At 41.7% G+C, this 25,782-nt stretch carries 25 protein-coding genes and 1 pseudogene; 11 read left to right on the plus strand and 15 right to left on the minus strand.

Translation table 11 applies throughout. From position 1 onward, the window contains the following. Positions 1-13: 13 nt before the first annotated feature. From ACVHUV_RS02265 to ACVHUV_RS02275, 3 genes are all read left to right on the plus strand, one after another. The gene (locus tag ACVHUV_RS02265; protein ID WP_462085999.1) at positions 14-673 is read left to right on the plus strand and encodes a lysoplasmalogenase; all 660 of its coding nucleotides are present in this window, start codon (positions 14-16) and stop codon (positions 671-673) included. A 535-nt stretch (positions 674-1,208) separates the two neighbouring features. Continuing rightward, on the plus strand, positions 1,209-2,435 hold the full coding sequence (gene pepT / locus ACVHUV_RS02270) for a peptidase T (protein ID WP_462086000.1): 1,227 nt from the start codon (positions 1,209-1,211) through the stop codon (positions 2,433-2,435). 15 nt (positions 2,436-2,450) lie between these two features. Next, positions 2,451-3,419 carry a DMT family transporter gene (locus ACVHUV_RS02275; RefSeq protein WP_462086001.1) on the plus strand — a complete coding sequence of 323 codons (969 nt, stop codon included), beginning with the start codon at positions 2,451-2,453 and terminating at the stop codon, positions 3,417-3,419. A gap of 48 nt (positions 3,420-3,467) precedes the next feature. On the opposite strand, the gene ACVHUV_RS02280 is transcribed toward ACVHUV_RS02275, so the two are convergent. Continuing rightward, complete coding sequence (locus tag ACVHUV_RS02280; RefSeq protein ID WP_462086002.1) at positions 3,468-4,760, minus strand: ABC transporter permease; 1,293 nt, start codon at positions 4,758-4,760, stop codon at positions 3,468-3,470. A gap of 697 nt (positions 4,761-5,457) precedes the next feature. On the opposite strand from ACVHUV_RS02280, the gene ACVHUV_RS02285 reads away from it, so the two are divergent. Beyond that, positions 5,458-5,958 carry a hypothetical protein gene (locus tag ACVHUV_RS02285; RefSeq protein WP_462086003.1) on the plus strand — a complete coding sequence of 167 codons (501 nt, stop codon included), beginning with the start codon at positions 5,458-5,460 and terminating at the stop codon, positions 5,956-5,958. A 160-nt stretch (positions 5,959-6,118) separates the two neighbouring features. On the opposite strand, the gene ACVHUV_RS02290 is transcribed toward ACVHUV_RS02285, so the two are convergent. The 6 genes from ACVHUV_RS02290 to ACVHUV_RS02315 form a co-directional block, all read right to left on the minus strand. Next, positions 6,119-7,222: an ABC transporter substrate-binding protein gene (locus tag ACVHUV_RS02290; protein WP_462086004.1), complete on the minus strand. Its 1,104-nt coding sequence runs from the start codon at positions 7,220-7,222 to the stop codon at positions 6,119-6,121. Continuing rightward, positions 7,219-8,025 (minus strand): ABC transporter ATP-binding protein, encoded by an 807-nt coding sequence (locus tag ACVHUV_RS02295; RefSeq protein WP_462086005.1) that lies wholly within the window; start codon positions 8,023-8,025, stop codon positions 7,219-7,221. The genes ACVHUV_RS02290 and ACVHUV_RS02295 overlap by 4 nt, the downstream gene beginning before the upstream one ends. 4 nt (positions 8,026-8,029) lie before the next feature. After that, positions 8,030-8,851 (minus strand): ABC transporter permease, encoded by an 822-nt coding sequence (locus ACVHUV_RS02300; protein ID WP_371391339.1) that lies wholly within the window; start codon positions 8,849-8,851, stop codon positions 8,030-8,032. A gap of 309 nt (positions 8,852-9,160) precedes the next feature. Beyond that, on the minus strand, positions 9,161-9,511 hold the full coding sequence (locus tag ACVHUV_RS02305) for a rhodanese-like domain-containing protein (protein WP_462086006.1): 351 nt from the start codon (positions 9,509-9,511) through the stop codon (positions 9,161-9,163). 14 nt (positions 9,512-9,525) lie between these two features. Then, a complete protein-coding gene (locus ACVHUV_RS02310) occupies positions 9,526-10,920 on the minus strand; it encodes an MBL fold metallo-hydrolase (protein ID WP_462086007.1) in 1,395 nt (464 codons plus the stop codon). Between the two features lie 333 nt (positions 10,921-11,253). Continuing rightward, a complete protein-coding gene (locus tag ACVHUV_RS02315) occupies positions 11,254-12,555 on the minus strand; it encodes an acetyl-CoA hydrolase/transferase family protein (RefSeq protein WP_514132985.1) in 1,302 nt (433 codons plus the stop codon). A 63-nt stretch (positions 12,556-12,618) separates the two neighbouring features. On the opposite strand from ACVHUV_RS02315, the gene ACVHUV_RS02320 reads away from it, so the two are divergent. The 6 genes and pseudogenes from ACVHUV_RS02320 (at position 12,619) to ACVHUV_RS02345 (ending at position 16,620) form a co-directional block, all read left to right on the plus strand. Continuing rightward, a complete protein-coding gene (locus ACVHUV_RS02320; RefSeq protein WP_462086009.1) occupies positions 12,619-13,326 on the plus strand; it encodes a hypothetical protein in 708 nt (235 codons plus the stop codon). A 64-nt stretch (positions 13,327-13,390) separates the two neighbouring features. Next, positions 13,391-13,720: a CHY zinc finger protein gene (locus ACVHUV_RS02325; protein ID WP_317945621.1), complete on the plus strand. Its 330-nt coding sequence runs from the start codon at positions 13,391-13,393 to the stop codon at positions 13,718-13,720. Positions 13,721-13,825: 105 nt separating this feature from the next. Then, positions 13,826-14,779: a calcium/sodium antiporter gene (locus ACVHUV_RS02330; protein WP_462086010.1), complete on the plus strand. Its 954-nt coding sequence runs from the start codon at positions 13,826-13,828 to the stop codon at positions 14,777-14,779. A 297-nt stretch (positions 14,780-15,076) separates the two neighbouring features. Next, on the plus strand, positions 15,077-15,325 hold the full coding sequence (locus ACVHUV_RS02335) for a DUF3923 family protein (RefSeq protein WP_371391332.1): 249 nt from the start codon (positions 15,077-15,079) through the stop codon (positions 15,323-15,325). Positions 15,326-15,387: 62 nt separating this feature from the next. Then, on the plus strand, positions 15,388-15,783 hold the full coding sequence (locus ACVHUV_RS02340) for a group-specific protein (RefSeq protein WP_462086011.1): 396 nt from the start codon (positions 15,388-15,390) through the stop codon (positions 15,781-15,783). Positions 15,784-15,897: 114 nt separating this feature from the next. Then, positions 15,898-16,620 (plus strand): annotated as a pseudogene (locus ACVHUV_RS02345) (metallophosphoesterase family protein). A 151-nt stretch (positions 16,621-16,771) separates the two neighbouring features. Here the strand turns inward: ACVHUV_RS02345 and ACVHUV_RS02350 are convergent. The 8 genes from ACVHUV_RS02350 to ACVHUV_RS02385 form a co-directional block, all read right to left on the minus strand. Continuing rightward, entirely contained in the window at positions 16,772-17,278 is a 507-nt protein-coding gene (locus ACVHUV_RS02350; RefSeq protein ID WP_317945629.1) for a hypothetical protein, read from the minus strand. Then, the gene (locus ACVHUV_RS02355; RefSeq protein ID WP_462086012.1) at positions 17,275-17,757 is read right to left on the minus strand and encodes an NUDIX hydrolase; all 483 of its coding nucleotides are present in this window, start codon (positions 17,755-17,757) and stop codon (positions 17,275-17,277) included. The genes ACVHUV_RS02350 and ACVHUV_RS02355 overlap by 4 nt, the downstream gene beginning before the upstream one ends. Before the next feature lie 25 nt (positions 17,758-17,782). Beyond that, positions 17,783-18,856: a metallophosphoesterase gene (locus ACVHUV_RS02360; protein ID WP_462086013.1), complete on the minus strand. Its 1,074-nt coding sequence runs from the start codon at positions 18,854-18,856 to the stop codon at positions 17,783-17,785. Positions 18,857-19,027: 171 nt separating this feature from the next. Further along, a complete protein-coding gene (locus tag ACVHUV_RS02365; RefSeq protein WP_317945634.1) occupies positions 19,028-20,113 on the minus strand; it encodes an AI-2E family transporter in 1,086 nt (361 codons plus the stop codon). Positions 20,114-20,388: 275 nt separating this feature from the next. Further along, entirely contained in the window at positions 20,389-20,739 is a 351-nt protein-coding gene (locus tag ACVHUV_RS02370) for a DUF6568 family protein (protein ID WP_317945636.1), read from the minus strand. A gap of 55 nt (positions 20,740-20,794) precedes the next feature. Beyond that, positions 20,795-23,053 carry a bifunctional glutamate--cysteine ligase GshA/glutathione synthetase GshB gene (gene gshAB, locus ACVHUV_RS02375; RefSeq protein ID WP_462086014.1) on the minus strand — a complete coding sequence of 753 codons (2,259 nt, stop codon included), beginning with the start codon at positions 23,051-23,053 and terminating at the stop codon, positions 20,795-20,797. Positions 23,054-23,182: 129 nt separating this feature from the next. Continuing rightward, complete coding sequence (gene fghA / locus ACVHUV_RS02380; protein WP_462086015.1) at positions 23,183-24,016, minus strand: S-formylglutathione hydrolase; 834 nt, start codon at positions 24,014-24,016, stop codon at positions 23,183-23,185. 5 nt (positions 24,017-24,021) lie between these two features. After that, a complete protein-coding gene (locus ACVHUV_RS02385; protein ID WP_462086016.1) occupies positions 24,022-25,137 on the minus strand; it encodes an S-(hydroxymethyl)glutathione dehydrogenase/class III alcohol dehydrogenase in 1,116 nt (371 codons plus the stop codon). Between the two features lie 218 nt (positions 25,138-25,355). On the opposite strand from ACVHUV_RS02385, the gene ACVHUV_RS02390 reads away from it, so the two are divergent. Further along, a complete protein-coding gene (locus ACVHUV_RS02390; RefSeq protein ID WP_371391323.1) occupies positions 25,356-25,724 on the plus strand; it encodes a winged helix-turn-helix transcriptional regulator in 369 nt (122 codons plus the stop codon). The last annotated feature ends 58 nt before the right edge of the window (positions 25,725-25,782 follow it).

The raw sequence follows: 25,782 nt of genomic DNA on the forward strand, positions 1-25,782 counted from the left end.
AGATGTACATACTGTGAGAAGTTTAGTCGTAGCAGCAATCATTGTTTTTAGCGCTGTTTATATCTTTTTCATCCCACCGGAGCCGGTTAGCTTTAAAATATTCATGAAACTGATTCCGATGGCACTCATCATTCTCTTTGGCGCCCTAACTTTACCGCTCGTCTCTTCAACCTATAAAAAAAGAATCCTGTTCGGGTTATTCATCTGTATGATTGCAGACGGTGTCATTTATTGGTTCATGGCAGGATTGGTCACGTTTTTCATCGGACATGTCATCTATATTTTCGCCTTTAAACAAGCTACTCGAAAGAAAATTCCTATTTGGGTAGCGATTTTACTACTTGTCTACGGAATAGGAATGGCGGTTTGGATTGCGGGCTCCCAATTCATGGCCGATCAATTCGTCCTAGGAATCGCCATTATTGCGTACATTGCGGTCATTTTAACGATGGGCTGGATGGCAATAAAAACCGGACTAAAACTCGCCATTATCGGTGCGTTACTCTTCATGTTTTCCGATTCGGTCCTTGCAATTGACCGTTTTATCGTCGAAATTCCTTATCGCGATGCGTTTGTGATGGTAACTTATTACGCAGCACAAGTTTTGATTGCCGCTAGTATCGGAAGTCGCGTCGTTAAGTATTCCGTGAATCGAAACAATCTGATAAGATGAACATAGCTATATATCACGTCAGGTCTGTTGATTAACCACTTATTTACAAGTAGACTTCTTCGAACCCGTTGGCTTGCGTTCCGGCGCACGCTTTCCGCGGGGCACGGGTGAGCCTCCTCGTCCGCTTCGCTCCCTGTGGGGTCTCACCATTCGTGCTATCCCCCCGCTGGAGTCGGCGCCTGCACTCCAGCCAACTAGCATATGACAACTCTTTATATGTCATAAACTATAGATACTGCTTTTCAGGATTGGAGCGGAAGGCGGCTACTCCTGCGGGAACAGCGCGAGCTGAAGACCCTGGACTGAGCGAAGCGAGGGAAGCGGCTGAAGCCGTGCCCGCGGAACGCGTCCGCCTGGAGCGGAAATCCGGTGTTTATCGAGGATAATAAGGATTATTGTTTGGTCTTACATCCTATATATTGGTTAATCAACACACATGTTATCACGTATACAACGCGTCCATATAATAGATTCAATGCTTACATAGACGCTGACGATACAATAAACGAACTTTAATCTCAGGAGGTAGTTACGAATGAAAGAAAAATTGATTGAACGTCTAACACGCTATGCAAAAATTGATACACAGTCTAACGCTGACAGTACGTCGACCCCGTCTACGCCAGGACAATGGGATTTGCTGCACGTTCTTGAAAAGGAACTGCAAGAAATCGGAATGGAAGAAATTACGTTAGATGAAAACGGCTATTTATTCGCGTCACTGCCTGCGAATACGGACAAAGAAATGCCTGTTATCGGCTTCTTGGCACATGTTGATACGGCAACGGACTACACAGGGAAAAACGTCAATCCTCAACGAATCGATGCGTATGACGGACAGGATATCCAGTTGAATGCAAACACGACGATGACCGTTTCTGCGTTTCCTGAGTTAAAAAACTATGTCGGGCATACATTGATAACGACGGACGGCACGACATTACTCGGTGCTGACAATAAAGCCGGAATTGCTGAAATCATGACAGCCATGGAGTACTTGATACAACACCCAGAAATTAAACACGGAAAATTACGCATTGGGTTTACACCTGATGAGGAAATTGGACGCGGACCACATAAATTCGATGTCGAAGCATTCGGAGCAAATTATGCATATACGATGGATGGTGGACCGATTGGTGAGCTTCAATATGAAAGCTTTAATGCGGCAGGTGCAACGGTAACGTTCCACGGAACGAATGTGCACCCTGGATCCGCAAAAGATAAAATGGTGAACTCCATCTTACTTGCTAATGCATTTCAAGCAGCGATGCCCGTCGATGAAATCCCTCAGAAAACAGATGGGTATGAAGGGTTCATTCACCTAATGGATGTGAGCGGGTCTGTCGAGAAGACGGAGTTGAGTTACATCATCCGCTATTTTGACCGCGAAACGTTCGAAGCGCGCAAACAGCTGATGATTGAAACAGCCGAGCAGATGAAAAAACAGCACGGAGATCATGCAGTGGAACTGGTACTCATGGAGCAATATTTCAATATGGGTGAGAAGATTGAGCCTGTCATGGAAATCGTGGATATTATTGCGGATGCATTCAAAATGCTCGATATTGAACCGAATATTGTTCCTATCCGCGGCGGCACGGACGGTTCACAGCTTTCCTATATGGGGATGCCAACGCCAAACATCTTCACAGGCGGTGAAAACTATCACGGAAAGTATGAATATATTTCCGCAGACAATATGGTAAAAGCAACAGAAGTCATTATCCAAGCTGTTCAATTATTCGAGGAACGCGCTTAAGGAGGCTTACCCCTTATGAAAGCCATTTGGATCGGGATCATCTCTGCGTTATTTTTTGCAGTCACCTTCGTTTTAAATAGATCGATGGAAATGTCGGGAGGCAGCTGGTTATGGAGTGCTTCCCTCCGCTATTTCTTCATGGTCCCTTTCCTTATTGCCATTGTCGCTTATCGAAAGGGGCTCGGTAATATGCGAAAAGCGATGCTCGCTACGCCAGTTCCGTTTTTCATTTGGAGTGTCGTTGCATTCGTATTATTCTATGCGCCTTTGACATTTGCTGCGGGCTATAGTCCCGGTTGGTTACTGGCAGGAACGTGGCAACTGACGATTGTTGCAGGGGTCCTGCTTGCACCACTGTTCGTTATCGTCGTTCAAACGAAGCACGGTGAGCAACGAAACCGACAAAAAATTCCGCTTGCGTCGTTGGGGATTACGTTGGTCATATTTGCAGGGGTTGTCATCATTCAAATACCGAATGCAAACAGTGTGGACGCGCGGACATTCGTGCTCGGCATTCTTCCGGTACTCCTTGCTGCATTTGCCTATCCGTTAGGAAACCGAAAAATGATGGACTTATTGCAAGGTCGATTGGATACTTTTCAACGTGTCCTTGCTATGACATTGATGACGATTCCTGTTTGGATTGGATTTGCAATTTATGCACTACTCACTGTCGGTCCACCGTCTACAAATCAAGTTGTCCAATCGTTAATTGTCGCTGTTAGTTCAGGCGTCATCGCGACGACACTATTTTTCCTGGCAACGGACCTCGTTCAAAATGACCAAGGGAAACTTGCTGCCGTGGAAGCAACCCAGTCGACTGAGCTTATTTTTGCGATGATTGGTGAAATGCTCATTTTACATATCGCCTTACCTGGCACACTATCACTAATTGGCGTAGCAGTCATCATCTTTGGCATGGGCTTGCATAGTTATCAGACGGCTGTCGCGAATAAACATAAAACTGCCAACCTCCCCGAATAACGCTCGTTCCATGATGCGGATTTATCCCGTTCATGGAACGTTTTTGCTTCAAGCCGATTCAATTCGAATCTTAGACGGTCTACGAACGATTAATTTTTCTTGTAGTGTAGCGAGCAAAAATGTAGCCATCAATACGAGCACAGTTGCTAGCGCGAGCGTCATCATCCCTGTTGAAAACGAAAACGTAAAGTTCTTCATCGTTACGGCCAGTTCGTTTGTAACTACTTTTGAAACTGAAAAGTAGTGGAATGGACTGTAAGGAGCAAAGGCGGATAAGGACGATGCCTCACTCATATTCATGCCTAAAAATAGTATAGTGAGCACTAAACTTATCGCTACAGGCACTCTTTTTGTTAGGACGGAGAATAAAAACAACAGGGCATAACAAAACAAGAGTACCATTATGAATAAAATCATCGATTTGATTAAAAATGTGCTCATATTCATAAAATAAAATGAATATTTCTCCCCGTATATGAGCACTGGATAATTCCAATGGCCAAGGCGGTCGAAAATGGTCCCGAGTAATAAAGCGAAAACGCCTATACCGAAAAGGAGTAGGAGCGTAGCAATTACGACCGTTACAAATTTACTCACAAGGATGTAACCACGTCGAATGGGTTGGCTTCGAAGCAATTGAATCGGTCCGCTTGTGCCTAATCGCTCTCTTGTTACGATATCTCCAAAAAGCAATAGAAAAAAACTGGCCCCAAAAACACTAAAAATAACCGAGAACAGATGGTGCACATAATAAATACCTGTAGATGAATATTTCGTACTGAGTTTCTTAATCGATTCTTCCAATCCAGGTAAATCATAAACAACATCATATGCCGTTCGATAAGCTAACGAGTTAATCGGGTAAACGGGAATGATTTCGTGTTTCCGCATCCATTTGTACTGTTCATAATTGGTTTCGGTTGTAAAAAGCGTCTGCCATGTAGAAGTATAATAATCAAAGTTAGCAAGATCACGCTTCACAATCGGTTCCAAATAATCCAATTCCATATCTAACAAGGCCATCCAATCTTCATTTTTATATCCGTTTAGCTTTACTTTATGTTCTTCGATAATGCCTTTTAAATCAGTAATTCGCAAAACTACTTCTTCGTCATCCGCTTTAACTTCGCCCTTCTTGATAGATTCCTCTAGTTCAGCCAGTTCATTTGAAACGTTAATGATCTTTGCTTCTGACTCTGCTTGTAAGTCGTTTGCTCGAATTGTATTGGTATAGATAAAAACAAAATAAGTAAGTACAAAAATAGAAGAAATAAGAAGCATTAGTTGAAAGAATTTAGATTTCATCACTTTTGTCAATTCGAATTGTATTAAGTTCAACATAATGACAACTCCAATCATTTTACTCTGTGGGAGGTGTGCCTACCAGCATGCGTAGTACATTCTATGTATAGGATGTTTGATTAACCACTTAGTTACAATTAAGCCTCTTCGAACCCGTTGGCTTGCGTTCCGGCGCACGCTTTCCGCGGGGCACGGGTGAGCCAATCGAACAACGAAGAGTTCGATTGGCCGTATTTCTGCGTACTTTGCAGAAATTAAGGCATCCTTGCTCCCAACGCTACGCTTTTGCTCGCAAAAGCCGTTCTGCGTGACGGCTTTCCCTGTGGGGTCTCACCATTCGTGCTATCCCCCCGCAGGACTTTGAATAGGCTTCCTCGAATAAACACCGCACGATGGAAATGCGCAGCATTTTCGAGGAGTCGGCGTCTGCACTCCAGCCAACTGCTCTGTTACGACATTGTTATATGCCATATATTTTAGAATTGACTCGTTAGGATTGAAGTAGATAGTGAAGTACAAGATGTGCCCGAAAACATGACTAGAGCCATACTACATGCAACCAACAATCCAACAAGTTTCTTCAATACTCACACCTCCTAAATAGTATTTTTTCTTACACTTATTACTATTTCTACACCCACACCAATAACCCTTTAAATATTCTTAAATTTTTATTTAAATAAATTATTTTTAATGGTAATATATTGAATAAGTAACCTAGAGGGGGAGAGTATATTTGAAGAAATGGGTAATACTGTTGTTTTTTTCTGCCACCTTCATAGTAGGAGGTTGTTCTAATGAGACACCGGCACCTGATTCATTACAAAATGAAGAGGTTGAACTTGGTAGACCAGATGGACTCTTTCAAACGAGAATGGTTGCATTTAAGCCCAAGTATTCAAAGCATTGCTGGGAGGACGAAGAGCAATCTTGCGCATTTGAACCGTTTAACCCAACAAGAGCATTAGAAGATGGAATTCCTACTAAGAGCGGTCCAGGTGAAAAAATTATACTGGGGCTATCTGCTGACGCAAATTCTAATGTGCCACAACCAGATAATTATCGTGTGTTTCTATATGCAGGCGAGGATGATCCTGGAACTCCGATTGACGTAATCGACAACAAAATTACCGTTCCTGAGGAAAAGGGAAAGTATTACTATCATGTCATTGCCGAGTGGACTGAAGACGTAAAAGGCGAAGCGGTTTTCATCTTTTCAATCACCGTAAAGCCGTAATGGGGGATACCATTCAACTGTTCCTCACCATCAAGCATTACAACTTCTGGAAATATTTCTTTAGGGTATCAATGAAGCTCGGACAAGTTAAAACTCGATAGAATCAAAAATCGCGTGAAACCAAGTTTCGAGAAACTTGGTTTCACGCTGTGCAAATCATTTATTCCTCGTAAACCCCTATAACTTCTACTGCCTCTTCGGTCAATGATGTATCAATTGCTTTATCAAAATCGATATCTCCTAGAATTGCTCCATTTGCGTTGTACGTGTCGTATTGCTTTTTAATATCTTCTACGAACATTTTGCCGTTTGGATCGAGTCCCGTCACGAAGACGCGATCCCATAGCTCAGGGTCTTTCAATGCCGTGTGCTTCACCATGATGTCAACGATTTCAGCCTTGCCAATGTCTTTGAAGAAGGCGTCATTGTAATCTCTTACGCCTTTTAAATACGCTGCCATGAAGCGTAAGGAGATTTCTTCCTCCCCCATAAATTTCGGGGAAGCAAGCACCATAGCAATTTGTGATTCAGGCGCATAATCGGTCGTGTCTCCAAATCGTACGTGGAACCCCTCTGCAATTCCTTGTGCGATTAACGGTTCAATACTAAGCGCTGCATCAATTGTTCCCGAATCGATTGCTCCTAACATTGTACCAAAGTCAGCCATATGGACATACTCTACGTCTTCCTCTGTTAATCCTGCATGTTTCAACATTTCTTCGTAAATATAGCCATCAATCGAGTTTCTGGACGATACGCCAATCTTCTTGCCTTTAAAGTCCGGATAATCTTTTATTTCGTCCACCATATGATTGCCTATTACAAACGAGAAGTACGATTTTCCAGGCATATTATGTCCTTTATCAGCAATGATCCGCACGTCGATACCTTGCGCAATTGCATTGAAGAATGAAGCAGTCGAGACGCCTCCTGCAATATCCACTTCCCCAGCAGCTAGTGCTGGCAGCATATCATCACTGTTGGCGAAATCTGCAAAATCCACCTCAATGTTATAGTCTTCAAAGTAGCCTTTTTCCTTCGCGATATAGAAGCCCGCTCCTGAAGCAGCTCCATCTTCTGCGATTAACACCTTCACACGTTTATCGAGCGGCGCTAAGTCTCCGGATGGTACTTCTACTGTTGTATCTCCAGGATCCTTCCCATCCGTCGGTTCTTTTGCAGGTTCTTTCTTGGTGCATGCTCCTGCGAGTAATAGAACAAACGCAACTAACAACATCCATCCAACTCGAAATCCTTTCCTCATGTTTTCTCCCCTTTTCGACCGTTTTCTTTTCTTGACCGTTGCACTTCGTGTTGCAAATGATTCCAAATGTCGACAAACTGTCCCGCCATAACAGGGTCTTTCCGTATATCTTCAATCGTCCGGGGTCTTGGCGTATCGATATGGATTTGATTAATGATCTTGCCTGGTTGAGCACTCATTAATAAAATTCGATCTCCGAGCAGCAATGCTTCATCTATGCTATGGGTGATGAAAATTACGGTTTTCTTTGTTTCAGCCCAGATTGATAACAATTCTTCTTGGAGGATAAATTTGTTTTGTTCATCTAACGCTGCGAACGGTTCATCCATGAGCAAGATTTCCGGATCATTGGCAAATGCTCTGGCAATGCTTACCCGTTGTTTCATGCCCCCTGATAGTTCTTTTGGATACAAATGCGCGAACTTATCCAGTCCAGTTTTCTTCAAATAATAGTCCGTACGATCTCGAATTAGTGATTTCGACATTTTTCGCATCTTTAATCCGAATGCGACATTTTCCTTCACCGTTAGCCAAGGGATGATACCCCTTTCTTGGAACACCATTGATTGCAACGGGCGTCCCTCTTGTACGGAACGAATTTCGAATTCCCCTACACTCGGTTGTTCAAGGCCAGCTAATATTCGAAGTAACGTCGTTTTACCACAACCACTCGGTCCGACAATACAGACAAACTCCCCCTCACCAATCGAGAGGGAAATGTCGTCGAGCGCTGTCACACTTGCTTGTTTTTTGTAAAAGGCTTTCGTTAAATTTCTAATTTCAATTTTCGATTCTTTACGCATCCCATCACCTCCAAGGTAGCAACTTTTTCTGAACACCGCGAAGCAATAAGGAGAATAGATAGCCGAAAAATGAAATCAGAATGAGTCCGACATACATTTCCTTCAGCAGGAAGGCTTTGTAGGACGTCCATATTAAGTATCCGATTCCAGAGGTAGCCCCCATCATTTCTGCGGCAACAATTGTCAACAAGGCGATTGCCTGCCCCATTTGTATGCCTTCCAACATGACCGGGAATGCCCCGGGTAACGCAATCTTGAAAAAGAACTGCACCTTTCCGGCTCCATAATTATTCGCAACGTCCAAATAAATTCGGTCAATATTTAACACACCTGCTGCCGTATTAATAACGACAGGGAAGAAAACACTTCCAGCGATCGTAACGACTTTCGACAAATCACCAATCCCGAAAAGAATAATGATGATCGGGAGCAAAGCCAATGTCGGAATTGGCATGAGCGCCATCACAATTGGCTGTACAAAATGTCGAATTGGAGAATAAAGCCCCATCAGCAATCCAATGACAACTCCAGGAATAACGCCTGCTAGGAATCCAGCAAAAATCCGGTACAACGAAATGCCGATATGTTCAGCCATTACACCACTCGTCACCATGTCGAAAAAAGTGCCGATAATTGCGGAAGGTGGCGGAAAAAAGCGGATATCCATGATTCCCGTCCTCGACAACACTTCCCATACGAGCAATAGGAAAATCGGAGAAGCAATTGTTAACAGTTGCTTATACCGTTCCTTTGATTGTCGTTGCTTCCACTCCCGCTGTTCCACCGCAAACGGATCCTGTTCAACAAACACTCGATCTTTTTTCAACGTTCACCACCTCTTCATATCATTAATATGTATACGCCTATTCAGATGGTTGGGCAGAATGGGCTGGATTTTAGGGATTGAGAGGGATTTTTGTCGGTGTGGGTAGGCATTTGGGAGATTGAGGAGGTTTTTTGGTGGAGATGTGGAAGGGACTTGATTTCTTGAGCGTGGAACTCGATTGCTTGAGCGCGGGACAACATTATTAAATGCATGCGGGTCATTTCTTGTATCCGCTAAGGACCATTCCACCGACGCGATTAAAAAAAGCATCCCGCAGCACTAGAGGCTGTCGAGATGCTTGTTCAATTGTTAACGCCAGGCGCTCATGCCGCCTTTGACGTTCGTAACATTTGTAAAACCGGATTTTTTTAGGATGTTGGCTGCTTGTGCGCTGCGCATGCCACTTTGACAAATGACAATTGTTTCCTTGTTTTTGTCGAGTTTGTCCAATTTCGCTTTTAGCGTGTTCAACGGGATGTTTTGAAATTCACGGATGTGATTTCCTTTGTATTCTGCTGGTGTTCGTACGTCGATAAATTGTTTCGATTTGTCTTTCAGCATTCCTTTTACGTCACTCGTTGAAATTGTTTTTACACCTTTTGCTGGCATCATGCGCCATACAAAAAAGGCGACAATTGCTAGGATGAATATCCATTCCATGACCGAAATCTCCTTTATTTTTTAGAATAGGTGGCCGTATATGCGCTATACCCGCCAGCCATATGTTTTACATTGTTGAATCCTCGTGCTTTTAACACACTGGATGCAATTGCAGAACGGGCGCCACTTTGGCAATGAACAAGTAATGTCTTGTCTTCCGGTAGCTCCGTAGTACGCAATTTACCTAAAAAATTATGGTGCGCTTCCTCGAGATGTCCATCGTTCCATTCTCCGTCATTGCGGACGTCAATGACAAATGCATCTTCGTCTTTCATTTCCTTCACAAAGTTCTGTACGGACAACGTATCGTAACTTTCCGTCTCAAGCCCTTTTAACAAAGCTGGATCTGCGAACGCAACAATTGCGTCGAACCCAATGGATTGCAATGCTTTTTGTACATCTTCTTGCTCATTCTCTTCCGCTATGACGACGAGTTTTTCATCGTATCTTACTAACCATCCCGCCCAATTTGCAAAGGACTTATTGAATGGGATATTAATGGATCCTTTCAGCAAGCCTTTATCAGCGATTGTTGCCGGCCTTGTATCCAAAACGAAGACTCCATCTTCTGCAGCCATTTTTGCAAGTTCTTCACTTGACGTTAACACGCGTACTTTTTCATCGCGTAAGATAGCAGGTCCAACTTTGTTCAACTTCTTCATCTCAGCGAAATAAACAGGTGCTTCCGGCTGGTCTTTCAACAGTTCCGTGACAAACGTTTCTTCGTCCGTAATTTGAAGTGCCCAGTTAAATTTCTTTTCATATCCGACTGTCGAAATGGGTACGGCACCTAATGATTTACCGCATGCAGATCCTGCGCCGTGCCCAGGCCAAACGACAAGATGATCTGGCAGTTCCTTGAACCGTTGGACGGATTTGTACATGTCGCGAGCACCACTATCTGCAGTACCACCGATACCAGCTGCTTTTTCAAGTAGATCTGGACGACCGACATCACCGACGAACACGAAGTCCCCTGTGAAAATCCCCATTGGATCGGTTGCGCCGCCTCCACGATCCGTTAACAAAAATGAAATACTTTCAGGCGTATGTCCTGGTGTATGCCATACTTCAAAATCAATATTTCCAATTGAAAACTTGGAACCTTCCGTGACAAATTCCACCTCAATACCATCTGTGTACGTATACTTCCAGTTTTCATCGCCTTCATCAGACAAATACAGCTTCACACCGTGCTGAACCGCGAGTTGATGGGCACCTGAAACATAATCAGCGTGGATATGTGTATCAGCTGCCGCTGTAACGCGCAGTCCTTCTTTTTCAGCCGCTCGTAAAATATGATCAAATTCACGTGGCGCATCAATAATAATCGATTCACCCGTCCGTTGACATCCGATTAAATATGCATTTTGTGCTAAATTTTCATCTGTGAATGACTTAAAAAACATATATACCCCTCCTGGTATTATTTTTATTTAATATACCATGAGGGGTATTAGATTGCAATGCATTTGTTTGAAAAGATGAGGCTGGGACATAACATAAAAAAACTGCATAATAGGCTAATTCGCCGTGATGCAGTTTTTTTATATTTTTCCAATGTTTCTTTTCGAATTCATGAGTGAATCGGAGCGGAAAAAGGCCGACTCCTGCGGGATTGTAGCGCGAATGTTGAGACCCCGCAGGAAGCGCAGCGGACGAGGAGGCTCAAGCGCGCCCCGCGGAAAGCGTGCCTTTTGGAGCGCAGAGGAACGGTCTATTTAGAGTTTTGTCCCAGCCTCTCAGTCAATTAACCCAAATTCTTTTGCATCAAACCACAATTGTTCTCTGAATTTCGGATGCGCAATGTCAATCAAAGCTTTTGCGCGTTCAGAAATCGATTTGCCATGTAAACGTGCAATTCCATACTCGGTTACAATATTATCGACATCATTTTTTGAAGTCGTCACGATCGATCCTGGACTTAGATGCAGATTAATGCGTGAAATCGTATCGTTTTTTACTGTCGAATGCATGCATACATATCCTTTTCCGTGTTTGGAGAGCCGAACCCCTCTTGCAAAATCACCTTGCCCACCACTCGATGAGTAATAACGTCCACCGACCGTTTCGGACGCACATTGTCCATAAAGGTCGACTTCTGTCGTTGCATTAATCGACACCATATGTTCTTCTTTTCCAATTTCATAAGCATTATTGACAACACTTACCGGCAGAAATTCCACAGATGGATTATTGTCTAGAAAATCGTATAAACGTTGTGTTCCAAAGGCAAACGCTGCGACAACTTTCCCTTTATGGGTTGACTTTCGCATTCCATCAACAGCTCCAGCTTCAACAAGGTCAACAATTCCATCGGTAAGCATTTCCGTATGAATACCTAGATGGCGGCGACCCTTCAACATACTCATGACTGCATTCGGAATGGCCCCAATGCCAATTTGCAACGTATCTCCATCTTGAATCTCTTCAGTAATATATTCGGCAATCTTGCGGTCTTTATCAGAAATGACTGGACGAATCTCTTCTGTTAACGGCTGATCATTTTCTATGTATCCTAAAATTTGACTACGATGAATGACGTTTTTCCCGAATGTCCGCGGCATATGGCGATTCACTTCAAGGATAAAAGGAACTTCACCGATGAAGTCCGCGACATAATCTGCTTGTGTCCCAAGTGAAAAATAGCCGTGCTCGTCCATCGGTGATGCAACAGCTAGGACGATCGGATTTGTAGTTGTCTTTTTTAAGAGCGGATACAGTTCATGGAACGAATTAGGTATGAGTTCTACGTTCCCGTCCCAATATGCTTTTCGTGTCGCTCCGCTGAGAAAATAAGAGATATGTGAAAGATGACCTTTCATTTTACCGTTTATATAATCTCTTTCTCGTAATGCTAACATTTGATGCACGTTAACGTTTTGCAACTGCGTATAATTTTCTTCCAACATATCAAGTAGCTTGTGCGGCTCTCCATTGGATAGTGGAATAATAAGATCCATCTCATTTTTTACGAAGTCAATTACTTCAGCGGTGTCAAGACGTTTTGTCACCCACAACACTTCCCTCGTTTTTGTATTCAGTATAGCCCAGACTGAGCGCTCGCTCAACTTGTTGAATCATGCAAAACTATTTATACTGGAACTATGAAAAATTTAACAAGCGAACAAATTAGACAGCTGAATAGTTATAGTGTGTACCTAACTGAACCCGTACATCCTTTATTTACACTTCAAGACCTCTTACATGAACAGAAAACACTCGATTGCTTGAACGCTGTGCAAATAGTGAGTGGAAGTCCAAATTTGACGGTAGCAGCTTCCTTTATGATGCGTCGAGTTGGTATGTTTGTTGCCATGCAGTTTTATAACCTCGCAGCCTACGGAGATATTTGGGAAGGAGATGCAAGCAAACTTTCATTTGGGGCAATTGAGGAGTACGGCAATCGAACGGTTAGTCTCTATGCCGATGCAACTGACTGGCAACCTATAGAGGATGATGCACATGAAGAAGCGATTCGAAAGATTTTACAACAGGCACATGCAGTCATCAAGCAGTTGCGAACGGTCACTTCGGTTTCACCGTTGACGCTTTGGGAAAATATCTTTGGTTTCCTTCTTTGGCAATATCACGTGCTTCTTGGCAATCCAGCGACTTCAATGGAAGCTCGGATAGACTTGGATATCCTAAAAAACGATCAAACGTGGACCGGCATCGCCTCACGCTCTTTGTTCGCAAATTATTTACAAGGGTGTGAGCCATCTGATTTGCTGAATACGACTGTGCGGACGACTTGTTGTTTTTCAAAAGATGTACCCGGCCTTATTCAGTGCGGATTTTGTCCGTTAAAGTAAAAATCACACCTTACAGGACTCGCACCTTATGAACAGGAATTTATGCAAACAGGAGCGTGGTTGAATGCTGTGCCATGGACATGATGTACTAGGAAGTCTCGTCGATCGCGAAACGCGTTGTGTACATTACCATTCAAACCTGGATATTATCGCAATTAAGTTTTATTGCTGTGGCTTGTACTTTCCCTGTTTTTCATGCCATGAAGAATCTGGTTGTGGGCATCCCGCCGTTTGGCCGAAGGAACGGTTCAATGAAAAAGCAATACTTTGTGGGGCGTGCGGATGGGAAATGACTGTCGAACAATATATGAGCTGTCATTCCGAATGCCCGTCTTGTCGAGCCAAGTTTAATCCCGGTTGCAACTTGCATAAGGCGTACTATTTTGAAGTGTAGATTGCTTTGCATCCAAGCTTATAATTGGTGCAAAACGGGTATGTATGGATAGCGATTAGAAGATACTCGAAACAATAAGTAAATGTGATAGGGGACATCAAACACATGGCATATGTTTTATTAGTCGTTGGATTTATTTTATTAATAAAAGGAGCTGGCTACTTTGTCGATGGCTCTTCAAACATCGCAAGATTACTCCAAGTTCCACCAATCTTAATTGGGTTGACCATTGTCGCTTTTGGGACAAGTTCTCCAGAAGCGACTGTCAGTATTATCGCAGCACTGGAAGGAAGTGCGGACGTTGCAGTCGGAAATGTTGTTGGGAGTAACATCTTTAACATTACGCTCGTCGTAGGATTGGCCGCTTTCCTTTATCCTTTAAAGGTCGAAAGTGAAACGATTCGAAAAGAAATCCCGTTTACGTTACTTGCAAGTGTGGCATTGCTCATCCTGATGAGCGACATTTTCTTGCAAGGGTTCAGTAGCAATATGATTACACGCAGCGATGGTTTCATCTTCCTCTTATTTCTTTCCATTTTTATGTATTACGTCATTGAAATTGGCCTAAAGAGCAGGAAAAATGCGGTGAATGAACCTACCCCTAAAAATATCACTTGGGGTAAAAACATTGTTATGACTGTACTCGGGCTTGCCGCAATTATTTTCGGGGGAGATTTGGTCGTCGATAATGGAACGAAAATTGCCTACTCTCTAGGCATGAGTGAAACATTGGTCGGTCTAACGATTATCGCTATTGGGACTTCTCTTCCTGAACTCGTCACATCAATTTCAGCAGCATTGAAAAAACAAAGCGAAATTGCGCTAGGGAATATTGTAGGAAGCAATATCTTCAACATTCTATTTGTACTTGGTGCTTCGTCTGTCATTTCGCCATTAGCGGTGAGCGATAAAGTGTTCACAGATGTCGTGCTCATGATTATTCTCACTGTAGTCTTATTGGTATTCTCACGTACAGGTTTCAGAGTCGGAAAACGTGAAGGTTTCGTACTTGCCGCGGTTTACGTTATTTATTTGGTTTATATTATCGTACGGAATTAAGAGCGGCTGATTAGGATTAAGACACTGATTCTGTACTACCCTATAAGAATCCAAAATGACAATGCCGTAACGATGAACAGCTGTAGCAAGTAAAAGATAAGCGTTAGAGCAAGTTGTTTAAACACTGATACCGACATTTTAACGTAACGATAATATTTAGGTAAATCAAGATTATACTTGTTACATCAAAACCTAATTACACCTTAAGCCGTAGTGTGCAATATAACTCAGGTCCATTTCCAAATATTCTTATGCACTATAGAATAGAGTTATTCTGCTAAGATAAGGAGTGAGATTATGCGCAAGCTATGGCTTTATTGGTGGATAGCTAACATTTTTTGGGCTGTTATTTTTTCAGTAGGTACTGCCTTCGTCTGGCTTAGAGATATTGATGGTGCAGGCGTTACACAAACACCTGAGGCAAAATTAATTGCATTTTCATTACTATTGATCGTATTTATTTTCCCAGTAATCCTTCAAGTTGTATGGTTAATCGTTAACATAGTAATTATCAGCAAAAACAAAAATAACAGATATCATGCATAAATCTGGGCGCAGTTATCAAGTAGCAACTGCGCTCAGTTTATTAAATTAAGGAGAAAATACATATGAAAAAGTTCTATGTTGCATCCAGCTTTCAGAACAAAGAAATCGTTCGCCATGTAAGTATGCGATTAGTAGATAAGGGATTCATTCATACATATGATTGGACAAAGAACGGCCGTGCTTCCACGATTGAAGAGTTAATGGAAATCGGACTACAAGAAAAAAATGCTGTTTTAGAGGCAGATTTCATTATCGTTTTATTGCCAGGTGGAAAAGGCAGCCATATTGAACTGGGCATTGCACTCGGCCAAGGGAAAACAATATATTTGTACTCACCAAATGATGATATCAATAATTTTGAAACAACTAGTACCTTTTATCATCTATCCAATATTGAAAAATGTACGGGAACTATCGATGAGTTAATCGATATCGTTACAACTAGACAGATCACATGACGTTCCTTGAATGAACGTATTCAGCTGATAGTGCTTGAAGTTTAGTGGTCGGATTCACATGGAATTATTATCTTGTTCAGAAGAAGATTTCACATTGATCTGGGGGGGATTAGTTTGTCAAAAATAGCCATCATTTCAGATATTCATGGGAATTTAACTGCTTTAGAAGCCGTGCTGGAGGATATTGAAAAACGTGGTGTAGAACGAATTTTTTGTTTGGGAGATTTGGTAGGGAAAGGTCCGCGGGGTTCTGCATGTATTAAACTTGTTAGAAAGCATTGCGAGAAAGTCATTTATGGCAATTGGGATGTATTTATCCGAGAAAAGACAGATAATGAAATCCTAAAATGGTTTCAAAGTTAGCTATCAGATGAAGATTTTAATTACCTAGCTTCCTTACCATTTTTTATTGAGTTTGAATTAAACGAGAAGCTAATTCGTTGTTTCCATGCCTCACCAAGGAGCGTTTTTGAGCGAATTGCACCTGAGTATCATCCAAAAGAAAAGTGTTTATCTCTCTTTGAAAATAGTGAAGAAACACAGTCTCTACATAACAAACGGACGCCAGATATTGTGTTTTATGGAGATATTCACATAACATTATTAAGAAGCTATGAGATCGGCACCCTTTGCAATGTAGGAAGTGTGGGTTTAGATTTAATCGATGCTACATATGTCATTGTGGATGGTTCTCATGGAACAAACTCCATAAACTTTGTGCGCGTTCCTTATGATAGAGATGCAGAGCTTAAGGCGGCAAGGGAATTAGGAATGGTAGGTTATGAGCACTATTATAAAGAGATTATGTATGATCAATTTATGGAATCAAAGAAATAATATCATCTATTGAAAGATTGTACACCATATAGACCCGGGAAAGCCGTCACAAAGACGGCTTTTGCACGGAAAAAGCAAAGCATTACAAGTAAGGTGTTTAAAACGGACACTTTCTTCTCTAAGAGATCGATAAAAAAGGAAGGACAATCATTCAGGGCTTATTCGCAGGTGATCCTTCCGTTTGCGGTCTTTTCCACTTTTCAATAAACAAATAAATGAACATCGGCAATACAGACAAAACGATAAACAGAATTGCCAATTCCAAAAATAGCGTGTTTATGCGATAGACAGGAATTTTCATGTCCATTAAATCTTTAATAGGATCTGCACCTATGGAGAGAAGGAGTAAAGCAAAGACAAGTTCAAATCCCCAAGTTCGTAAACGAATGATTTTTTCCGGCAACTCTATCTTCAGCAACTTCTCAAATGGAAGCTTTTTATTCGAATAGGAAGAAGCCCATTTATGTAGCGCGTAACCGGTAATACAGATTACACTAAAAAACAACAATTTGCCGATTGGATAACTTAGAATTTGTGATAATAAGTACACTAGGAGTAGAATTGTCACAGTACCTACAAGTACAATCCCCGCTTTTCGTTTCACATCCACTGTCACATGCCACTTCATCGGTGGTAATTTTACTTGTCGTTTCGTCATACTTTCTGATCCAACTTTACACTGAATTCCGGATGTGTCACATATTCCATATAGGCAACGACACCACTACCTTCCAAATATTTCTGAAAACGCGTGCGATACGCAGGTGCAGAAATGTAGTCGAGGACAAGCTCTTTTTGAACCCAACGGCTATCGGACGTTTCTTCAGATGTGCATAGCTCCCCGCCTATCGGGACACACGCGAAATCCATCATCACCTTTGTCGGCACATCAGTTACTCCGTCATACGATTTATGGATACCCGTATTGGAATAAATACCGATCAGTCTCGTTACCTCAATATCAATGCCACTCTCTTCCTTTACTTCCCGGCAAACGGCATCCATTAGATTCTCACCCACTTCGACTTGCCCACCTGGAAATACCCATCCTCCATGTTTCGTTTTGACGAGGAGAATATTGCCAGCTTCGTCCTCTACAATTCCACCTGCAGCTACAATATGTGTTGGCATAGCCATTTCCCTATCCCCTTCCATGCTCTTTTTACTCAATACACTCTTTTGGAATCCAACCTACGCTCCCATCACTCTTCTTAACGAGCGTGAATCCTTCACATGTAGCATTTACGATTGAAACGGTTTCTTCTTTCTTCACACTGAGGAAAGTCGTACTTACATCGCCCTTGCACATGCCATTATCTATGTATTCATTCTTCACCCATTGCTGGATATTCAATTTCACGTTTTTGCAAAGTGTAAAATAGGATTCTTTTTTAATCTCAATAAGCTCATAGTTCGGATACGTCACCGTCCCAACTCGATTCGTTAAGTCCATATGGTCCTGTACAATTTCCTTTTCTTCTAATTCATCCACATAAGTACAAGTTATTTCTCCGTTTTTAATAATAAGGGCATTTAATTGTCCGTCTTTTTTAATGCCATTGCCACCATCCAATGAGATAATTCTCTTAGTAGTATCTATCACAGGGGAATTTGAACTAACGGTTTCAGAACGGTAATTGACGACTGGCCAATGCCCGACGATGACCATATTGTCCAACTGATGACCTTGTTCATAAAATGAAGGCATATACAAAGCAGACTCGAGACTTGTATTTCTCCAATCTTCCCGATTTTCCACACCTGCATGGATAACAATGAATTCATCTGTCTCATAACCAACTGGTAAGTGATCCAGCCAATCGAGTGTTTCACCAAAATGTTCGCGATAGAACTCCCCTAACTCCCGCAACGACGGAAAGTGTTCCAGTTTTCGATTATGCTGTTCCAACATTTCATTCAAAATCGAATACGGTTGCTTCGCCATATAGTTTTTGATGCCCTCTACGTTGTTGAAAACATATTGGTGCACAACATCGCAATTCCCTTTCGTAATAAAAACCCGATCTGCACAACTAGCAAGTTCTCTTGCAAAGGCAACCGTCGCAAGGCTGTCTGGCCCCTTCTCGCAAAGGTCTCCATTGATGAACAAGTAATCTTCCGTTGTATATTTGACCTTTTCAAGTAATCTTTTAAACAATGGCAAGTTTGCATGTATATCTGAAGTGATAATAATTCGTCTGTTTTTATCCAAATCCAATGGCTGAATGTCGATCAAATGCCCCGTCTCCTTCGTTTTACATAGCATGTAACTACTTCTACACAAGTTTACCACATTCGATTGAATTTTCGATGATTTTATTGATAGAAGTATATTGAGTAGCTTCTCCTACTTGAAAAACTGTATTTTAGAATGAAAAAACCCCCATAATAATGGAGGTTCCCTACCTTAACCCGCTACATCCTTCGTAGCGGCTCTTTTTATTTTCATTCGTTGTTCATACACATTGCGCACGATCACTTTCGCTACTGCATAGACCGGGATGGCAACGATGATGCCTACAAATCCTGCAATATTTCCCGCAGCTAAAATAATTGTGATGACCGTGAGTGGATGGATGTCGAGCGATTTCCCCATGACGTTTGGTGTGATGAGGTTGCTGTCAATCTGTTGTGCTACCAACGTGACGATCGCGACAAGAATGACCATTTTTGGTTCATCCAAAAATGCAATGACGACAGCTGGCGTGACCGCAATCCATGGACCAATGAATGGAATGAGGTTCATGAATAAAGCGAATAGCGCCAACAACAGTGCATACTCCAATCCAATGATCTTGTAGCCGATAAAGATCAACATTGCGAGAATCGCGCTGATTAAAAATTGACCTTGAATATAAGAGCGAAGAACATTGTCAATGTCACTCAGCGTTTTCTTGACCCATTCTCTACGTTCTCCGGTAAATAAATTGTAAATAACCGGCGCAAATTTTTCGTGGTCTTTCAACATGAAGATGAAGAAAAACGGCACTAAAATGAGCAAAAATACTGCTTGGAATAGCGATTGTAAAAACTGAACAATCCACTTCCCGAAGTTTACCGCAATCGTTTGTAACGAGTCCGCAGCAGCATCAAGCGATTCTTCCAGTTTCTCCGGCAATTCGCCCTTTTGGTCAAGGAACACATCTTTCATCTTATCTAATTCTTTTCCAATTGCCGGTGCGTTTTCAACGAGTTTATTCACCTGTTGCGTGACAGGTGGACCAACAATTGCAAAGAAGCCCCAAGCAACGAGCGCAAGCGCTACAAGGATGGACACGATACTTGCCCAACGAGGAAACTTCCTCTTTTCTAAAAATCGTTGAATCGGTTCGGTCATGTAGTACAGCACGCCACCGAGCAAAAGCGGTAAAATGATCGCTTTAATAATGATGATAATCGGAGCGAACAAGAAACTGATCTCCAGGAAATACTTAATGACCAATATTGCTAACAGGATTCCTACTCCGACTTGGAACCATAATTTCTTCGTCAATCTTCCACTTCCTTTACCAATTATGTACATTACTTCTTAGTATACGGTTTATTACGGTCGGTGTCGAAAATAGTTTCACGATCACGTAGAAATTAGGAAGATTTTCTTTCTAGCATGTCCATAAATCTTCTTCTATAGAATTTTATCCATTTTTTGAGGTGACGATACTTTCACGTCAATACAAGCAATCATTCATCACATGCTAAAAACCGCGTGTAACCAAGACTCAACAGTTTGGTTTCACACGGTTTTCTGACAACTTCTCATCGATATAATCAGTCTTTCATAAAGTTTTCAATTTCTTCTTCAGTCATCGAAGAATCACATCTAACTTTAACGTCGCTGCCTTTTGTATAAATGAAACCAGGAACAGTCGGAATATCGTACTCTTTCCGAAAAGCAGTAATCCCGTCCATGTCCGATGGATCCACACTATCTACATAGTAGACAAGTGTATCTGTTTTATCCGCAACTTTTTTCAGCTTTGGAATGAACAATTGACAATACGGACAAACCGCCTTGCCAATGTAAATGACCGCCTCTCCGTCACCTTTGACCAATTCTTGTGCTTTTTCTGCAGTAATCTTCTCAAAACTTGCTACTGTTTCATTGTAAGTCGTATTCATCCAACATGCTCCTTTCATGATTGTTTTTGCGACTAAAACCTTGTTAAACGAAAGATTATCCTACTTCAGGAAAAAGTAAGCGTAAAATGTGTTGCGTTACGCGTCTAGATTCTCCTTTATACGGATAAATATGCATATACATCGATGGATTAAAGTTTGCTTCAATGATTCCGTATGCATTTTCATCCGTTGCAGGCACTTCCGTATTTTCAATAAGTAAATCAATGCCACAAATTCGTGCACCGATTGCAGTCACCGCTTCCGCTGCGATCTTTTTGTAATCATCCGGAATTTGATCCGTAACGTCAATCGAATCTCCACCTGTACTAATGTTCGAGTTTTCGCGTAAATAAACGATCTCTCCACTTTTAGGAACAGAACTGATTTCAAAACCTTGACCTTTTAGCATCAGCTTTTCCAGTTCTCCTAATTGGATAATCTCTAACGGCGTACGGTGGTCTCTCCCTCTTAGTGGATCATGATTTTTCTGGGCGACTAATTCTTCAATTGTCTGTTTGCCGTCTCCTTCGACATTCGCAGGTACTCTTAATAGAACCGCAAGCACTTTACCGTCTACAACGAAAAAACGGTACTCTGTTCCGTGTATGAATTCCTCAAGCAATACCGATGAATCTTCTTTAAAAGCAAGCGAAATGGCTTTCTCGTAGTCTTCGTATGCTGCACCTTCTTTAAAGATGGAAATGCCTAAACCATAATTTGTTGACTTTGGTTTCACAACAAAAGGTTTCGTTGAAAATTGTTGATAGGCACGCATTGCTTGTTCTTCACTTTGAAATTCTTCACCTTGTGGCACGCGGTAACCATGTGCATGAAGAATCTTTTTAGTAACTGTTTTATTCTCCATTATGAGTGACGAAATATACGTATCTTTACTCGTCATATTGCCGTTTTTCACATATTCCACATGTTCATTGACTTGGAGTTTAATGAACTGCTCTTGACGATCTATAATGTCGACTTTAATACCTTGTTGCATTGCATCAAAAAGCAAAATTTGCGTTGAGAGCTCCATATCCGTGAAACCTGCTAACTGATAAGGATGCTTCCAAGCAGTATCGTAATTATCCTTCGCAAAAGTTGTTGCGACTTGACGTTGCTCGCCAGTACCGATTTGTTCCACTAGTCTACCTGCTAACGTCAACGTTGGTTCTTCGATCATGTTTTTGACGTTTTCAAACAATGATTCAGGAACTTCTAGCTTAAACTTCTGGACAAACCGCTCCATCTCTTCAACGATTGTACGTGCTTCCTTATGAAATGCCGTTTTTTCCAGAGGATGTTCTAACGCAACGGTATTATTGTTTAAATCCCCTTCTTGCACCCACTCATCGGAACATGCCCCTTCTTCTTTCCAAAGTAGATACACTAAGAAAACATGTAAAAACTTGGCCTGCTCGTAGCTAATGCCGTTCAGTTCAAAAGGATTCAAATCGATATTTCGTAATTCGATGTACTGAATTCCATGGTTCTGTAAATCCGCGACCCGCTGCCCACCTCGCAATCGAACAGGTGAATAAAACTCTTTTTCCTCCACCAACTGCCCATTTTTCACTAAAGTTGTAAGGTCTGAAACATAGTCGTGAATACTTTTAAAGGATACTTTAACATCCTCACGATTTGTATAACCGAATTTGCTGTTTCGTAAGCTTCTTACCGGCTCATTCGTCGTATTTTCCTCAAAAAAGTTTTGTTCACTAAGTGGAGATGCACCGAACAAATAAGTATAGAGCCAACGATAATGCAAATAATTTCTTGTCACTTTTAAATAGACTGCAGTTTTAAATTGATCATAATCTGCAATTTCTGTTTGTGCAGAAAACAGCGCTTTCAGCAGTTCCTCGCTAAACTCAAAATTAAAATGAATCCCACTAATCATTTGCTTTCTACGGCCGTATGATTTCGCTAACGCTTGGCGATATTCCACACTGGCCAGATTATTCAGTTTGGCAATTACGATCTCTTCTTCATTTTGAGGAAGCGCAGGAGGCATGCTTAATGGCCAAAGCATTTCATCTTCACTGATCGATCGATACGTGACATCATGAATGGCAGATAAGAAATTAAGTAGCTCTTCCAAAGACTCGGTTACAGGCGTGATTAACTCCATTTGAGTTTCAGAAAAATCACGCTGTATATAAGGATGATGATCTTGCACCGATAAGCTGCTTGGATGATCCGTTTTGGCTAAGTTTCCTGAAAGGTCTACACGGTGACTCTCCTTCTCTACTCCAAAACGTGCTTTCCCCAAAAATGGCATCACGCGACGATCATCCAGTAATTGTTTGAAATCCATTTAATAGCCTCCTTCATACTGGCTTGTAGCAACTTCCCGTTCATAACGAAAAGCACCAAGCGAAAATATCCACATTGACGAATCATGTGGATATTTTCATACGTGCACTATACGCAACTGTGGATTGTTTTATTGAAAGTGGTTCATATGGAAAGCGAAATGCTCCTCTAAGAACGTTGCAATAAAATAATAACTATGATCATAACCTTCTAGTTTTTTATATTGCACTTCCTGGTTTGCTTGGCGGGCATTCGCAAGAAAATCCGTCTCTTCCAATTGAAGTGGATAAAAATTATCCGCACTCCCTTGCATGATTAGTATAGGAGGAACATTTCCATCCTTTATCAACTCTGTAGCGTCCCATGATTTCCAGTCAGATTGATTTTCACCTAAGTACGCTGTAAACGCCTTAATGCCCCAAGGTGATTTACTTGGATGCAAAATCGGTGAAAATGCGGAAATCGCTTTATATCTGCTTGGATTTTTCATGCCGATTACGAGCGCTCCATGTCCGCCCATAGAATGCCCCATTATGCTCTCTTCACCTGAAAAGTTCGGAATTAGCGTCTTCGCAATTGCTGGTAATTCTTCAACGATGTACGTATACATTTGATAGTTCTTTGCCCACGGTTCCTGCGTTGCATTCACATAGAATCCTGCACCTTGCCCTAAATCATAGCCCTCATCATTTGCTACCTGTTCTCCACGAGGAGATGTATCCGGCATGATGACAGCTGTTTGATAGTGATCTGCGAGGCGTTGGAACCCACTTTTGTGGCTAAAGTTATCATCCGTACATGTTAAGCCTGAAAGCCACCAAATAAGAGGAATGGGTTTTTGACTTTCATTTGAAGGCAAATAGAGACTAAATGTCATATCGCACTGCAACACTTCTGAAAAGTGACGATACTTATTATGCTGACCACCGAATGAACGATGCTGTTCAATAAGCTCTACACTCATTTAAATCACTCTCCATATGTCAATATTGTACGGATCGACTCACCTTTGTGAAGTAATTCAAACGCTTCGTTGATCTCTGTAAAATCCAAGTGGTGCGTAATGAAAGAATCTAAGTCAATTTCACCATTCATATAGTCATTTACCATACCCGGTAATTCAGTTCTTCCTTTTACGCCTCCAAAAGCAGAACCTCTCCACACGCGTCCTGTCACTAATTGGAATGGACGTGTATGAATTTCTTTCCCGGCACCTGCAACACCAATAATTGTACTTTCACCCCAGCCTTTATGGCAACATTCAAGGGCTGCTCTCATCACTTCTACATTTCCAATACATTCAAAGCTATAGTCAACGCCACCGTCTGTCATTTCGACGATGACTTCTTGGATTGGTTTATCGAATTTAGCAGGGTTTACAAAATCCGTTGCACCCATTTTCTTCGCTAATTCAAACTTGTCTTCATTCAAATCAATAGCAATAATTCTTCCTGCTTTCGCTTGCACCAACCCTTGAATAACTGCTAATCCGATAGCACCTAATCCGAATACAGCTGTCACTGAACCTTCTTCTACTTTCGCCGTGTTGTGTACTGCTCCAATTCCAGTCGTCACACCACATCCAAACAAGCAGACTTTATCAAGCGGGGCTTCAGGATCAATTTTGGCTAATGAAATCTCGGGTACAACTGTATATTCACTAAACGTACTTGTTCCCATGTAGTGATAAATAGGCTCTCCATTGTAAGAGAAGCGCGTTGTACCATCCGGCATCAGACCTTTACCTTGTGTTTCACGAACTGCGCTACATAAGTTTGTTTTCCCCGAACGACAGAATTTACACTCTCCACATTCAGCTGTATATAACGGAATGACATGGTCGCCCGGTTGGACAGTTGTAACTCCCTCCCCAACTGCTACAACAACGCCAGCACCTTCATGGCCTAACACTGCTGGAAATACACCTTCAGGATCATCGCCTGATAATGTAAAAGCATCTGTATGACAAACGGAAGTATAAAGGATTTTCACTAACACTTCATTTGCTTTCGGTTCTGCTACGTCAATCTCCACGATTTGTAGTGGTTCACCCGGTTTAAACGCTACGGCCGCTTTACTTTTCATTAAACATCCCTCTTTCTAATTATTGTATTTACTGTATCCATCATGGCATGCGGACATACAATATTTCAATACTGACATTTTTGTCACTATGAACATAAAGCATAATAAGTTATGATGTATCACATAATGCACTTTACTCTTCTTATATTTGCATAGTAAAATTCTAATGGCAATACTGACATTTTTGTCAGTGAGGAGATTATTTAAAGGATAAAGGAATGAAAAAATTGGAGATTACGTATAAAGAAAAAGAGTTTTATACAAGTAAAGATTTGGCTCTATCTGTTATCGGTGGCCGTTGGAAAATCGCAATTATTTGGTGCTTACTACAGCAATCCCCTTTAAGACTAAGTGAAATACAAGAAAAACTTCCAGATGTTAACCAACGAATGTTGATCCGGCAGTTAAGAGAACTGGAAGACGATCATATTGTTACGCGATTTGTCTATCCTGTCGTTCCCCCAAAGGTTGAATACGAGTTAAGCGAAATTGGACGTCGTTTAGAACCCGTTGTTACGTCCATATGCAATTGGGGTGATCAATTCCTGAACCATGTCGAAAAGAATGAAAACGAAAGTCACTCATAGTCTTCATTGAAAAGTTTATAAACATTGTGGAGAGAAAGCGGATTGTAAAACCGCGTGA

Source organism: Sporosarcina saromensis (assembly GCF_054901285.1).